This is a genomic window from Saccharopolyspora sp. NPDC050389 (genome assembly GCF_040655595.1).
Lineage (GTDB): Bacteria > Actinomycetota > Actinomycetes > Mycobacteriales > Pseudonocardiaceae > Saccharopolyspora.
In genome coordinates this window covers 1-12,479 of record NZ_JBFAKG010000167.1, presented here as the reverse complement: position 1 = coordinate 12,479, position 12,479 = coordinate 1, and the positions used below count along the sequence as shown (strand labels likewise).

The window sequence follows — 12,479 nt, the reverse complement described above, 5'->3', positions numbered from 1 at the left end:
TGAACGCGCCCTCCGCGCCGGACCGGCCGAGCTCGAACGGCAGGATCTGCAGCGTCACCGCGGACATGGCCGTCGCATCGAGCAGGAACTGGATCGACGCGCTCGCCGAAGTCACCCCGGAACCCGGCGCGCTGGCCAAGGACAACCGCGCCTTCCTGCAGCGGGTCACCCGGTACCTGGCCGGAACCGTCGGCGTCGACCAGTTCCTGGACTGCGGATCGGGCTTGCCGACGCTGGAGAACACCCACGAGGTGGCGCAGCGGGTCAACTCGGATGCGGCCGTCGTCTACGTCGACAACGATCCGACCGCCATCGTGCACGGCCGCGCCCTGCTCGTGGAGAACGACAGCACGCACTTCGTCGCGGCCGACATCACCGAGCCGCAGCACCTGCTCGCCGAGCGGCCCGTCGCCAGGACGCTGGAATGGTCCCGGCCGATCGCGCTGTTCCTGTTCAGCACGCTGCACCACATCGCCGACGAGGACCGCCCGCAGGAGTTGATGGCGCACTACATCGACGCGCTGCCGGCCGGTTCTTACGTTGCGATCAGCCACTTCTGCCGTCCCGAGGACGCCGAGGCGGCCCGGCTGGCCGACCTGATGGAGCAGGCGTACCTCGGCGCGATGGGCAGCGGCTGGTTCCGGTCCCGCGAGGAGATCGAGCGCTACTTCGGCGGGCTCGAACTGCTGGCACCGGGGCTGGTGCCGGTGGCGACGTGGTGGCCGGACGGGCCGGGGGCGCCGGTGAACGCCTTCCACCGCTTGCTGATCGGCGGCGTCGCCCGCAAACCCTGACCGGCCGCAGGCGCTTTCGGGCCGTCAGTACTCGATGGTCTGGACCGAGGTCGGGTGGTCGTGCCAGGTCGCGATCACGGACGAACCGTGCTGGCCGGCGGTGAACTCCACCCGCAGCCAGCCGACGGCCTGGTCCCAGGTCTGCACCGTGTAGCCGGGGCGCGGCGTCGCGGAGACCAGCTTCGCGCCGCCGGCGTGCACTGAGAGCACGACCTTGCCACCTTTGGCCTCGTAGGTGCGCACGTCACCGGCGTCGGCGGTCCGCGACGGGGTCGGAGTCCGCTTCGGCGTCGGGGTGTCCACTGTGGTCGGCGATGGTTCGGGGCTCGGCTCCGTCGTCGTCGGCGGGGGCGGCGGGGCCGTCGTGCCCGGCTGGACCAGCGGAATCGCGTCGGGCGGCTCGAACACCGCGCCGCGGATGACGTCGCGGACGCCGAGCCAGGACAACGTGACTGCGGCGGTGGTCGCGGCCAACCACACGCCGATGTAGGCGACCGCTCGTTTCATGCGCACGGGTTTACCCGACTGCGGCGCGTAATGCCTCCCTGGGGTGCGGGATTCGGCGGCGCCGAACGTCGGCCGCCGCTCGCGGTGCGGCGCAGCCCGCCCGCGGACCGGAAGGCGAAGAACTCTCACAGTCCCCGTATCGTCCCCGGCATGGCTGTGGTTCTGGTTGTCGAGGACGATCCAGTGGTGCGGGCGGCGATGATCCGGGACTTGACCGCGCGGGACTGGGTCGTTCGCAGCGTCGGAACCGCCCTGGCATCGTTGCGTGAAGTAGCCGAGCACCCACCGGACGTCATCATCCTCGACCTCGGCCTGCCCGACCTCGACGGCGGCGAGACGCTCAAGATGATCCGCGGCGTCTCCAACGTGCCGACCATCGTGGCGACCGCCCGCGACGACGAGAGCGAGATCATCCGCCTGCTCCGCGCGGGCGCGGACGACTACATCGTCAAGCCGTTCTCCAGCGAACACCTCAACGCCCGCATCGAAGCGGTGCTGCGCCGCGCCCGCGGGGCGCAGCCGGCGCAACTGCTGGAGGTTGCCGGGCTGCGCATCGACCTCGGCAGCCGGGTCTCGACGCTGGACGGCGCCGAGCTGGAGCTGACGCGGCGCGAGTTCGACCTGCTGGCCTACCTCGCGGCCCGGCCCGGCCGGGTGGTGCCGCGCCGCGAACTGCTCGCCCAGGTGTGGCGGCAGTCCTACGGCGACGACCAGACCATCGACGTCCACCTGTCCTGGCTGCGGCGCAAGCTCGGCGAGAGCGCCGCCGAACCCCGATTCCTGCACACCGTGCGGGGCGTCGGCGTGAAGCTCGTGGAACCGGAATGAGGCGCACGATCGTCCTGGTGGCGCTGGCGGTGACCTCGATGGTCGCCCTGGCGTTCCTCATCCCGCTCGGCCTGATGATCAAGGAGATGGCTCGCGACCAGGCGATGTCCGGCGCCGAACGGCAGGCCGTCGCGCTGGCGCCGGTGCTGGCCACCACGACCGATCACGACCTGGTCGGCAAGGCGGTCGCCAGCACGCGCGCCGGGCAGTCCGGCCGGCTCGCCGTGTACCTGCCGGACGGCGGCGTGGTGGGCTCGGGTCGGGTCGGCGCGGGAGATGTGAACCTGGCGATGGCCGACGTGCGGACCTCCAGCGTGGAAGTGGCAGGCGGCACGGCGTTCGTGCAGCCCATCGCGCTGGACGGCGGGCGCACCGCGCTGGCCGAGGTCTTCGTGCCGGCCGCGGACCAGACCCGCGGGGTGTTGCGGGCCTGGCTCGTGCTCGGCGCCGTCGGGCTGGTCCTGGTCGTCGGGTCGCTGCTGGTCGCAGACCGGCTGGCGGCCCGCGTGGTGCGCGCGACCACCCGGCTCGCGGAAGCCTCGTCCGCGCTCGGCGCCGGCGACCTCAGCGTCCGGGTGCATCCCAGCGGCCCGCCCGAACTGGTGGAGGCGGGCCGCGCGTTCAACACCATGGCCGACCGGGTTCGCCAACTGCTCGCCGCCGAGCGCGAGATGGCCGCCGACCTCTCGCACCGGCTGCGCACCCCGCTGACGGCGCTGCGGCTCAACGCAGAGGCGCTGGGCGACGACCAGGCCGCCGACCAGACCCGGGTGGCGATCGACCGGCTGGAACGCGAGGTGGACCTGGTGATCACCAGCGCCCGCCGTTCCGGGCCGAGCGAGGAAGCCGACTGCGACGTCGCGGAACTGCTGCGCGAGCGGCTCGGGTTCTGGTCGGCGCTGGCCGAGGACCAGCAGCGGCCGTGGAGCCTGCGCGGTGCGGAGGGCGAGGTCCACGTCCCGGTGCCGAGAGCGGAGCTTGCCGCGTCGGTGGACGCCGTGGTGGGCAACGTCTTCCGGCACACCCCGGAACGGACGGAATTCGTGGTGTCGGTGCAGCAGAAAGACGGCGTGGTCGGGGTGATCGTGGAGGACGCCGGGCCCGGGGTGGCGGAGTCTTCCGACGCCGTGCAGCGCGGGCGCAGCAGCGCCGGATCGACCGGCCTCGGCCTGGACATCGCCCGCCGGGTCGCCGAATCCACCGGGGGACGGCTCGCGATCGACCGCTCCAGCCTCGGCGGCGCCCGGGTGTGCATGTGGCTGTGGCAGCGCCCGGCGGCGCCGAAGCCCACCCGCCGCCGCGACCGTCGCCGACGCACCCGCGAAGCGTTCTGGCTGGCCTGACCGGAGAAGATCGTTCCGCGCCGGGCGACCGGGAGGGTTGATCGTCGGTGCCGGTGGTTACCCTCGCTGGCGTGCTGACTGTTTCGACCGTGAACGTCAATGGCCTGCGCGCCGCCGCGAAGAAGGGCTTCGTGGAGTGGCTCGCTGCCACCCGAGCCGACGTGATCTGCCTGCAGGAGACCCGCGCGGAGCCTGAACAGCTCACGCCGGAGGTCCGGGAACCCGCCGGCTGGCACACCGTGCTGGCCCCGAGCTCGGCGAAGGGCCGCGCCGGAGTGGCGGTGTACAGCCGCGCCGAGCCGGAGGCGGTGCGCATCGGCTTCGGCTCGGCGGAGTTCGACGAGAGCGGCCGGTACGCGGAGATCGACCTGCCGGGCCTCGTGGTCGCGAGCCTCTACCTGCCCAGCGGCGACGTCGGCACCCCGCGCCAGGACGAGAAGGAACGCTTCATGAAGGAGTTCCGCGCGTACCTGGACGACCTGCGCGAACGAGCCGCAGCGGAGGGCCGGGAGGTGCTGGTCTGCGGCGACTGGAACATCGCGCACCAGCAGATCGACCTGAAGAACTGGAAGTCGAACCAGAAGGAAGCGGGCTTCCTCCCGGAGGAGCGGGCCTGGCTGACGGAGCTCTTCGAGAGCGGCTACGAGGACGTGGTCCGGAACCTCCACCCGGAAGGCCCGGGCCCGTACTCCTGGTGGTCCTACCGAGGCAAGGCCTTCGACAACGACTCCGGCTGGCGCATCGACTACGTCGTCAGTTCGCCCGACCTGGCAAGCCGCTGCACGGATGCGTACGTGGAGAGGGCCGAGAGCTACGACCAGCGCTGGAGTGACCACGCCCCGGTAACCGCCGTGTTCGATCGTTAGCGTCAGACGGGCCCACCTGGTGCGACGTGCACCGGAGCGACCGTGACCAGCCAGGTCTGATCGGGCACAATCGACCTCGGGAGGTGACGGTTGTGCACGAGTTGATCGAAGCGAAACGCAGCGAGATCGAAGAGCTCTGCCGCTTGCTCTCGGTGCGTCGCCTCGACCTGTTCGGCTCGGCTGTGGGGGACTCGTTCGATCCTGCGTCCAGCGATGTTGATGTGCTGGTCGACTTTGATGTTGGTCCGGGGTTCGACTACTTCAGCACCTACTTCGATCTGAAGGAGGGGCTGGAGCGGATCCTCGATCGCCCGGTCGACCTCGTGAGCGCCACGAGCATTCGCAATCCCTATTTCAAACAGCACGTGCTGGACAGCAGGGAACTCCTCTATGCGGCGTGACGCTCGTGCCTACCTCTGGGATGCGCTTCAGGCAGCGGAATTGCTGAGCGACTTCAGCAAGGGCGAGGATTACGCCGGCTATCAAGCGAACCCCATGCTGCGTTCTGCTGTCGAGCGCCAGTTCGAGATCATCGGCGAAGCTCTGAACCAACTGTCAAAGGTGGATTCCGCGCTTGCCGCGCAGGTGCCGGATCTCGGTCGTATCGTGGCATTCCGCAACATCCTCATCCACGGGTACGCGACAGTCGACGATGCCCTGGTTTGGCAAGTCCTCACCGAGAGGCTCCCCGGGCTGGCTCGTGTCCTGCGGCGGCTCTTGGAACGCTGAGGGCGTTCCGCCGTTCTGGCTTCAACCGGCTGGTGCATCGACTACCAGGTGGCGACCGAAGCCCTGGCGAAGCGAACGGCGTCGGCGGTGGTCGAGCGCGCGGAGTCCTACGACCAGCGCTGGTCCGACCACACGTCGGTCATGGTTGTGTTCGACTTCTGATCGTTTCGCGTCGACCCGGACGTTGCGATTTCCAGGACTCCCAGGCCAGTCCGATCGCTATGAGGACGACGATGCTGATCAGGACCAGCGACGCCGTCGCGGACTCCTGTCCTGAGAGCTCCGCCGCGTTCCGGAAGGTCTCTCCGGCGCCGTTGAATGCGAAAGCTGCGGCACCGCAACCGAAGACGAGCCCGGCGACAGCGACGACGACGGTGACGGTCTTGCCGATGCCGTTCGGCAGGAATCGAGCGAGACCGGCGCACAGCAAGCCGGCGATGACGACATCGGCAACGGCGACGCCCAATATGGCGCCGCTGAGCAAGTCAGTGTCCCCGTAGCTCTCGAAGTACCCCCAAGTGGGGCCGGCATCGGGGAGTCCTGCGATGCCGAGCGCGGTGATGATCGCCATCAGCGCGGCAACGCCTTTGGGCTGCCACCTCTTCGGCTTTTCGTGCGTCGGGAGGATCTTGGTGCCGCGCTGCACGTGGACCTTGGTTGCGGGCTGCTCACCTGCCATGGTCAGCGCCTCGGCGACCGTCGGCCTGCGGTCCGGGTCCTTGTCCAGCAGCCGGGTGATGAGCTGCGTGAGCGGTCCGGTTCGTCGCGGTGCCGGGGCCTCCTCCAGCAGTACTGCGGCCAGCGTCGCTTCCTGGGTACCGCGCCGGAACGGCGAGACGCCCACGACGGCCTGGTAGAGGGTCACGCCGAGGGAGAACAGATCGCTGGCGGGAAGTCCATCGGTGCCGCGCAACCGCTCGGGCGCCGTGTACTCCGCCGAGCCGATGAACATCCCGGTGGCGGTCAGCGCGGTGTCGGTGTGGCGGATCGCGGTCCCGAAGTCGGTGAGCAGGACCTTCCCGTCCTCGGCGAGCATGACGTTGGCCGGTTTGATGTCGCGGTGCACAACACCTTCCCGGTGTGCTGCGCCCATCGCCGTCAGCAGCGCCGTAGCCACTTCGGCCGCCCTGTCCGCCGGAAGCGGCCCGTGCTGCTCGATGTGCTCGCTCAACGAGCAGCCGTCGACCAGTTCCATGACGATCCAGGGAAGGCCGTCCTCGACGACGACATCGTGGATCGCGACGATGCCGTCGTGCTTGCGCAACCGGGCGGCGTTGCGGGCCTCGCGAGTGGCACGCGCTAGCCGCTCGGCCCGTTCGGTTTTCGACATCCCCGGCGGCAGCTGCATTTCCTTGATCGCAACGTCGACGTCGAGGGTCTCGTCGCGGGCCCGCCAGACCCGCCCGAAACCACCGGACCCCAGCTCGGCGGCCAGCCGGTAGCGTCCGCCGACCACGTCACCGGACCGTCTCGAAGGCATGACCGTCTCCCGCCCGTCGCGCTCGGCACGACAGTTGATCACTGTACCGCCACCGGCATGAGCATCTCGTCCGTTCGCTCGGCCTGGCCGGAACGCGAGGGCGGCCGCTCGACCTCGGCGAGTCGACTTGTCCGAGGACGCTTCGCCGACCTGAACCCGTCAAGCCGTAGGGGCTGACCATCGGCGTAGCTCGGGCTTCTCTGCGCCCTCGCCGTAGGTTCCGGCCAACACGCTGCTGATCAGCAGTTCGAAGCGGATGTAGCGGTCCTGTGCCGGGAATCCTCCTGCCGCCAGCTCTTCTCCAAGAGCGTCGTCGTTGATGATGCGTTGAGCGATGCCTCGCAAGGAGAATTCGCCGCCGGTGCCGTGGTCGTCGTCGACCGTCGCGTGCAGGGCGAAGCGGGGATCACGCGCCAGGTCCGCACCCTTGGGCGAGGTTGGGTACATGTAGAGGACGAGGTGCCCGCGAACGACCTTCGGGCTGACCGGATGCACTCGCGCCGAACCGTCGCGCCGCACGGTCCCGAGGTAGCAGGGGCCTGCCTGCAGGCGCTGCCGTCCGAAATCGCCGAGTTCCGGCGCGGCCGCCTCGAACTCCTGCCACCGGACCGCCTGAACTGTTCCCATCCTGGATTCCCTTCCTGTGCTCGATTTCCGCCCGCAGCCTGAACCTTCACGCATGGTTCCTCGGCATGCGCCGATGATGGGACCAGACACCACTGTGCCGGTGTCGATTTCGCGCGAAACCGACCAGCCCGTCGGGCTGGTCGAGCCGATGCCGTCCCGCACGGTGCCGACCGATCAAGACTGCGTGAGGGTGTTCTGCCGGGCCGCGATCCACCAGCGGTTCTGTTCCTTGACCAGGACGTAGAGGGCGATCATCGCGGGATCGACGTCGATGAGTTCGCCATCGGGCTTGGTGGCCCGCGCGTTCTTGTGCGCGATGGCGACGTCGGGGCGGATGAAGACGATGTCGCTGACCTCGTAGCGCACGTGCTCGTCGCGCAGGAATCCGGCCAGGCCCTTGCGGTTGGCGTCGAGCAGGGCTTCCCGGCCGGACATCAGCATCCCGACCGCGTTGACGACCGAGGCGTTTCGGGCGAAGTGGGCGGTCATGAGGTCGGGATCGTTGGTGTTGAAGGCGGTCTCGACGTCGGCGATCACCTGCTTGATCGCGACGATGTCCGGTTCGTGATCGGTGGTGATGTCCTCGACCAAGGGAGGCTGCGTGACGTTGTCGGTCATGGGTACGAGGCTGGTACCTCTATCACGCTAGAGATCCATGCCCCTGTGTCGAGCATCACCGCCACAGGTTTTCGTGGTCTACCGGCCATGATCGGGCACGATCGCGCCGAGGGAGGCGGTCGTTCTCGCGCACCTGGCGTGACTTCGCGTCGTGCGTGGCGGTGTGGTCGTGAGTGTTTTGGATTGCTGTAGCGATCCAAAACACTCACGACCGTCGGTCGGCGTGCCGGGACATGGCGGAGGCCTGGTCAGCGCTTGGTGTACGTCAGGTGGATCACTCCGCTGTTGAACACCTGGGTGTCGGCGAGGTCGAACAGCTCGGGGGAGAACTCGCGGTTGTACAGCGGGGTTCCGGATCCGGCGACGATCGGGTGCAGCTTGATCATCAGCTCGTCGATCTCCGGGCTCAGGGCCGCCGCCAGTTTCCCGCCGCCGCAGAGCCAGATCCCCATGCCCTCTTCCCGCTTCAGCTCCCGCACCCGCTCGATCGGGTCGGTGGCGACGAATTCCACCGTGGGATCCGGGCTTTCCGCGACGCTGCGGGAGAACACGATGTTGCGGCGCATGTGCTGGTAGGCGTTCGTCATCCCGTCCTGCACGCCGACGTCCCAGGTGCTGCGGCCCTGCAGGACGGTGTCGAAGTGCTTGTTCGGCGCGTCGGCGAGGCCGATCAGCGGGCGGATGTGGGTCGGCATGATCTCCGGGTACTCGGCGCGGATGAACTCGCCGTGGTCGCCTTCGTGCAGGAAGAAGTCCGGCTTGCCGTTCGGGCCGGTGACGAAGCCGTCGATGGTCGATGCGATCAGGTAGGTCAGCTTTCGCATGGGTGCCTCCAAAGAAACCACTTCGAATGTAGTGCTTCAAAGGTAGTACTATGTTCGTAGTGATTGCAAGCGGGTTGCTCAGGAGGAGCGATGGTGCAGAACACCGCAAGGCGAACGGCGCTGGTCGACGCGGCCATCGAGGTGTTGGCGCGCGACGGCGCGAGGGGCCTGACCTTCCGCGCCGTCGACGTCGAGGCAGCCGTGCCGAAAGGGACGGCGTCGAACTACTTCGCCAACCGCGCCGACCTGCTCAACCAGGTCGGTGCGCACATCCACCGGCGGCTGGCCCTCGACCCGGCGCAGCACGATCTTGGCCGGGCGCCGTCGCCGGAACTGCTCACCGGGCTGATGCGCGCGCTGTTCCACCACATCTCGGAGGACCGCACCGGCTGGCTCGCGCTGCTGGAACTCCGCCTGGAGGCGATCCGGCGCCCCGAGCTCCGGGGGGCGTTGACCGAAACCCTGCGCACCAACCTGAACACGAACATCGCGGGCCGTCGCGAATCCGGGCTTCCCGGCGACGACACGACGACGGTGCTGCTCTACTACGCGATGACCGGTGTGATCCTGGAACACCTGACGGTGCCCGAAGTCCTGGCGCAGTTCGATGTGGACGACCTGATCGCCGCGTTCGTGAACCGGTCCCTGGCGGAGTCGTGATCCGTGGCGCGAGGATCAGCGGGCGATGAGTTCGTTGAGGGGCGTGTCCGGGTCGGCGAGGGCGTTCGGGTCGATCGTGGTTCCCGAGGTGATCAGGGTCTTGATCTGGTCCTGCACGTCCCAGATATTGACGTTCATGCCCGCCAGGACCCGGCCCTCGGCCAGCCAGAACGCGATGAACTCGCGGGCCGCCACGTCGCCGCGGAACACCACCTGCTCGTAGCCGTCCGGGTCGACGTACCCGAGGTACTCCATGCCCAGGTCGTACTGGTCGGTGAAGAAGTACGGCAGCTCCGAGTACTTGCCGTCGCGCCCCAGCATCGACGCCGCCGCGGTGGCCGGCTGGTTGAGCGCGTTCGCCCAGTGCTCCACCCGGATCTGCTTGCCCAGCAACGGGTTGAACGCGTTGGCCACGTCGCCGGCCGCGACGATGTTCGGATCGCCGGTGCGCAGCGAAGCGTCGACCAGGATGCCGTTTTCGACCCGCAGGCCGGCATCACGGGCGAGCGTGACCTCCGGCTCCACGCCGACCGCGACCAGCACCGCCTCGGCCGGGACCTCGGCGCCGTCCGTCAGCCGGACTCCGGCCGCCCGGCCGCCGTCGACCAGGATCTCGCCGACCGCGGTGCCGAACCGCAAATCCACGCCGTGGTCCCGGTGCAGCGCCGCGAAGACCTCGGCGACCTCCGGGCCGAGCACCCGCAGCAATGGCAGCTCCGTCGTCTCGACGACGGTCACGGCCACGCCCGCTTCGCGCGCGGCGGCGGTGACTTCGAGACCGATCCAGCCCGCGCCGACCACCACGAGCCGCTCGATGCCGGCCAGGGCTCGCTTGATCAGGTCGGAATCTTCGACCCGCCGCAGGTGCAGGACGCCTTCGGCGTCGATGCCGGGCACCGGCAGCGAACGGGGATTGGCGCCGGTCGCGATCAGCAGCTTGTCGAAGTCGAGGCGGCGGCCGTCGGTGAGTTCCACCTGCCGCAGCGCCCGGTCGATGCGCCGCACCGACACCTCGAGCTGCAGATCCACCCGGTTTTCGGCGTACCAGGACTCTTCGTGCACGTAGGCGCTGTCGAACTCGGCGTTGCCCATCAAATACGACTTGGACAGCGGCGGGCGTTCGTACGGGCGGTGCGGTTCGTCGCCGAGCAGCGCGATGCGCCCGTCGAATCCCAGATCGCGCAGCGCCTGCGCGCCCTTGGCCCCGGCCATGCCGGCACCGACGATCACGAAGGTCTCCGAATCAGCCACGACAGCGCCTCACTCCCGACCGACAACCCTCCGGACCGCCAGCGTCCTGCCGCCAACTCGCCCAGGCAACCCCAGATCGTGCGAAATCCGACAGAGCGAAGGGCGTCTTCGACTGGATCGGTCGAAGACGCCCTTCGGATGTCACCCGCTAGCGGGTTTCGGGACTACTTCTGGACGGCGTCGAGGGCGTCGATGAGGCCCGCGCCGTAGAAACCGGCGCCGCTCTTGCCGCCCGAGCACACCGCGTCCGGCTTGCCGTCGCCGTCCGGGTCGTAGCTGGTCGGGCACTCCAGGGCGTCCGCCTGGTTGGTCAGCGCGCCGACCACCTGCTGGGCGTTCCACTCCTGGTGGGTGCTGCGCAGCAGCGCGACCACGCCGGCCGCGTGCGGCCCGGCCATCGAGGTGCCCTGCATCCAGCCCCAGCCGCCGCCGGGCACAGTGGACAGCACCCGGCCGTTCTGCGACGGCGTCTGCGGGATCTGGTTCTTGTCGCCGCCCGGCGCGGTGACCGTGATCGAACCCAGCCCATAGTTGGAGTAGTAGGACTTCACCGCGTCCACGCCCACCGCGGACACCGAGACCACACCAGGCAGTTCACCGGGCAGGACGTGGCACTCGTGCCCGGTCTGCCGGTCCTGGATCGGTCCGCCGTTGTTCGGGCTGTTGGTGTCGCGGATCGGCTTGGACAGGTCCCAGTTGCTGTTGCCCGCCGAGACCACGTTCACGACGTCCTTGCTCTGCGCGTACGCGACGGCGCGGCGCACCGCCTCGGCCGCGGCCTTCTGGTCCGGGTCGGAGTCGCACCACAGGTACCAGGGGTCGACGAAGTACGAGTTGTTGGTGACGTCGAAGCCGTGCTCGGCGGCCCAGATGAAGCCGCAGACCGCGTATTCGGGGTAGATGAAGCCGCCGTCGTCGATGACCCGCACCGAGGCCAGGTTGACGTCCGGGGCGACGCCGGCGATTCCGACGCCGTTGCGCGCGGCGGCGATGGTGCCCGCGGTGTGGGTGCCGTGGTCCTGCGTCGGGTCCTGCGGCTGCCAGGCCTCCTGCCTGGTGTCCGGGACGCCCTCGTTCACGCAGCTCACCGATTTGGTGACGTCCAGGTTCGGCTTCAGGTCCGGGTGCGTCGGGTCGATGCCGTAGTCCAGCACGCCGACCGTGATGTCCTTGCTGCCCTGGGAGATCGCGCTCGCCTGTTCGGCCTTGATCTGCCGCATGTCCCACTGCTCGGGCTCCAGTGGCTCCTCGCCGGGAACAGCGGCGAAGGGGATGGCGCCGACCGTGCCCTCCAGCGCCTCCAGCCGCTGCGACTGCGCGGGCGGCAGCTGCTCGGCGAGGTTGCGGCTGGCACCGGCCTGCTCCACGGCGGGCTGGGTGCGAACTGCGGCGGCGAAACCGGGATCCGTCGAGGTCGCGACGATCACGCCGATCTGGGGCCAGCTCTGCACGACGGTTCCGCCGACCGCGCGGACCGATTCCTCGGTCTGCTGCAGGCCGTCGCCGGTCGGGCCGAGCACGACGAAGTGAACCGGCGCGGCGGTGGCCGCGGGCGCGGATTCGGCTGCGCCGACGATGCCTGCGGGTACCAGCAACGCCAGCGCGAGCGCCGAGCCGGCGATGCGCATCGCCCGGCCGCTCCTTCTAGTGCGTGACACGTTGTCCCTCCTATGGAGACAGAGTGTGATTCACCCAGTGGTATTCGTCGGATTTTGCGCCTGATTCGGTGAGTACCGGTAGGGCAGAACGGAGTAATTCAATAGCCGATAGTGAGGTGTGTGGCACGTCTACGACGGTTGGGTGGTTCGTGCTCGGCGACTTAGAGTCGGCTGGTGTCGGTTGCAGATCTGGAACTTGCCCCGCCGGAACCCACTCCGAGCGCATCGGCGATGCGCCGTGCGCTCCGCCGCGCCACCGATGGCGTTTCGCTGGACGCCACCGAAGCCGCGGTC

Annotated in this window: 14 protein-coding genes and 1 pseudogene; 8 read left to right on the top strand and 7 right to left on the bottom strand. The window is 69.0% G+C overall.

Going from position 1 to position 12,479, the window contains the following annotated elements; all coding sequences use genetic code 11:
• Positions 1-794: SAM-dependent methyltransferase (locus AB0I53_RS47975; protein ID WP_358617465.1), on the top strand; the 794-nt coding region annotated here is incomplete at its 5' end.
• Positions 795-818: 24 nt separating this feature from the next.
• Here AB0I53_RS47975 and AB0I53_RS47970 read toward each other — a convergent pair.
• Positions 819-1,301: a hypothetical protein gene (locus AB0I53_RS47970; RefSeq protein ID WP_358617463.1), complete on the bottom strand. Its 483-nt coding sequence runs from the start codon at positions 1,299-1,301 to the stop codon at positions 819-821.
• Positions 1,302-1,451: 150 nt separating this feature from the next.
• Between AB0I53_RS47970 and AB0I53_RS47965 the strand changes: the two genes are divergently transcribed.
• The 6 genes and pseudogenes from AB0I53_RS47965 to AB0I53_RS47940 all read left to right on the top strand — a co-directional run.
• The gene (locus AB0I53_RS47965) at positions 1,452-2,129 is read left to right on the top strand and encodes a response regulator transcription factor (protein WP_358617462.1); all 678 of its coding nucleotides are present in this window, start codon (positions 1,452-1,454) and stop codon (positions 2,127-2,129) included.
• Entirely contained in the window at positions 2,126-3,472 is a 1,347-nt protein-coding gene (locus tag AB0I53_RS47960) for a HAMP domain-containing sensor histidine kinase (RefSeq protein WP_358617459.1), read from the top strand. The genes AB0I53_RS47965 and AB0I53_RS47960 overlap by 4 nt, the downstream gene beginning before the upstream one ends.
• A gap of 71 nt (positions 3,473-3,543) precedes the next feature.
• Complete coding sequence (locus AB0I53_RS47955; protein WP_358617456.1) at positions 3,544-4,338, top strand: exodeoxyribonuclease III; 795 nt, start codon at positions 3,544-3,546, stop codon at positions 4,336-4,338.
• A gap of 92 nt (positions 4,339-4,430) precedes the next feature.
• Positions 4,431-4,739 carry a nucleotidyltransferase domain-containing protein gene (locus tag AB0I53_RS47950; RefSeq protein ID WP_358617454.1) on the top strand — a complete coding sequence of 103 codons (309 nt, stop codon included), beginning with the start codon at positions 4,431-4,433 and terminating at the stop codon, positions 4,737-4,739.
• Positions 4,729-5,067, top strand: coding sequence for a HepT-like ribonuclease domain-containing protein (locus AB0I53_RS47945; RefSeq protein ID WP_358617451.1), 339 nt, complete (start codon positions 4,729-4,731; stop codon positions 5,065-5,067). The genes AB0I53_RS47950 and AB0I53_RS47945 overlap by 11 nt, the downstream gene beginning before the upstream one ends.
• A gap of 24 nt (positions 5,068-5,091) precedes the next feature.
• Positions 5,092-5,229, top strand: a pseudogene (locus tag AB0I53_RS47940) (exodeoxyribonuclease III); the annotation flags it as partial.
• On the opposite strand, the gene AB0I53_RS47935 reads toward AB0I53_RS47940, so the two are convergent.
• The 4 genes from AB0I53_RS47935 to AB0I53_RS47920 all read right to left on the bottom strand — a co-directional run bounded on the left by AB0I53_RS47935 (position 5,207) and on the right by AB0I53_RS47920 (position 8,616).
• On the bottom strand, positions 5,207-6,547 hold the full coding sequence (locus AB0I53_RS47935) for a serine/threonine-protein kinase (protein WP_358617449.1): 1,341 nt from the start codon (positions 6,545-6,547) through the stop codon (positions 5,207-5,209). The pseudogene AB0I53_RS47940 and the gene AB0I53_RS47935 sit on opposite strands and share 23 nt — an antisense overlap.
• Before the next feature lie 159 nt (positions 6,548-6,706).
• Positions 6,707-7,174, bottom strand: a complete 468-nt coding sequence (locus AB0I53_RS47930; protein WP_358617446.1) for a pyridoxamine 5'-phosphate oxidase family protein — start codon at positions 7,172-7,174, stop codon at positions 6,707-6,709.
• 174 nt (positions 7,175-7,348) lie between these two features.
• Positions 7,349-7,792 carry an SgcJ/EcaC family oxidoreductase gene (locus AB0I53_RS47925; protein ID WP_358617444.1) on the bottom strand — a complete coding sequence of 148 codons (444 nt, stop codon included), beginning with the start codon at positions 7,790-7,792 and terminating at the stop codon, positions 7,349-7,351.
• A gap of 248 nt (positions 7,793-8,040) precedes the next feature.
• The gene (locus AB0I53_RS47920) at positions 8,041-8,616 is read right to left on the bottom strand and encodes a dihydrofolate reductase family protein (protein WP_358617441.1); all 576 of its coding nucleotides are present in this window, start codon (positions 8,614-8,616) and stop codon (positions 8,041-8,043) included.
• 90 nt (positions 8,617-8,706) lie between these two features.
• Here AB0I53_RS47920 and AB0I53_RS47915 point away from each other — a divergent pair, with 90 nt between their 5' ends.
• Positions 8,707-9,276, top strand: a complete 570-nt coding sequence (locus AB0I53_RS47915; protein WP_358617438.1) for a TetR family transcriptional regulator — start codon at positions 8,707-8,709, stop codon at positions 9,274-9,276.
• Between the two features lie 15 nt (positions 9,277-9,291).
• On the opposite strand, the gene AB0I53_RS47910 is transcribed toward AB0I53_RS47915, so the two are convergent.
• On the bottom strand, positions 9,292-10,527 hold the full coding sequence (locus tag AB0I53_RS47910; RefSeq protein ID WP_358617435.1) for an FAD-dependent oxidoreductase: 1,236 nt from the start codon (positions 10,525-10,527) through the stop codon (positions 9,292-9,294).
• A gap of 164 nt (positions 10,528-10,691) precedes the next feature.
• Positions 10,692-12,155, bottom strand: a complete 1,464-nt coding sequence (locus AB0I53_RS47905; protein ID WP_358617432.1) for a S8 family serine peptidase — start codon at positions 12,153-12,155, stop codon at positions 10,692-10,694.
• Positions 12,156-12,479 lie beyond the last annotated feature (324 nt).

Coding starts and splice junctions, on each gene's coding strand:
- AB0I53_RS47970 (WP_358617463.1), bottom strand. CDS start 1,301: ATGAAACGAGCGGTCGCCTACATCGGCGTGTGGTTGGCCGCGACCACC.
- AB0I53_RS47965 (WP_358617462.1), top strand. CDS start 1,452: ATGGCTGTGGTTCTGGTTGTCGAGGACGATCCAGTGGTGCGGGCGGCG.
- AB0I53_RS47960 (WP_358617459.1), top strand. CDS start 2,126: ATGAGGCGCACGATCGTCCTGGTGGCGCTGGCGGTGACCTCGATGGTC.
- AB0I53_RS47945 (WP_358617451.1), top strand. CDS start 4,729: ATGCGGCGTGACGCTCGTGCCTACCTCTGGGATGCGCTTCAGGCAGCG.
- AB0I53_RS47935 (WP_358617449.1), bottom strand. CDS start 6,547: ATGCCTTCGAGACGGTCCGGTGACGTGGTCGGCGGACGCTACCGGCTG.
- AB0I53_RS47930 (WP_358617446.1), bottom strand. CDS start 7,174: ATGGGAACAGTTCAGGCGGTCCGGTGGCAGGAGTTCGAGGCGGCCGCG.
- AB0I53_RS47925 (WP_358617444.1), bottom strand. CDS start 7,792: ATGACCGACAACGTCACGCAGCCTCCCTTGGTCGAGGACATCACCACC.
- AB0I53_RS47920 (WP_358617441.1), bottom strand. CDS start 8,616: ATGCGAAAGCTGACCTACCTGATCGCATCGACCATCGACGGCTTCGTC.
- AB0I53_RS47915 (WP_358617438.1), top strand. CDS start 8,707: ATGGTGCAGAACACCGCAAGGCGAACGGCGCTGGTCGACGCGGCCATC.
- AB0I53_RS47905 (WP_358617432.1), bottom strand. CDS start 12,155: ATGCGCATCGCCGGCTCGGCGCTCGCGCTGGCGTTGCTGGTACCCGCA.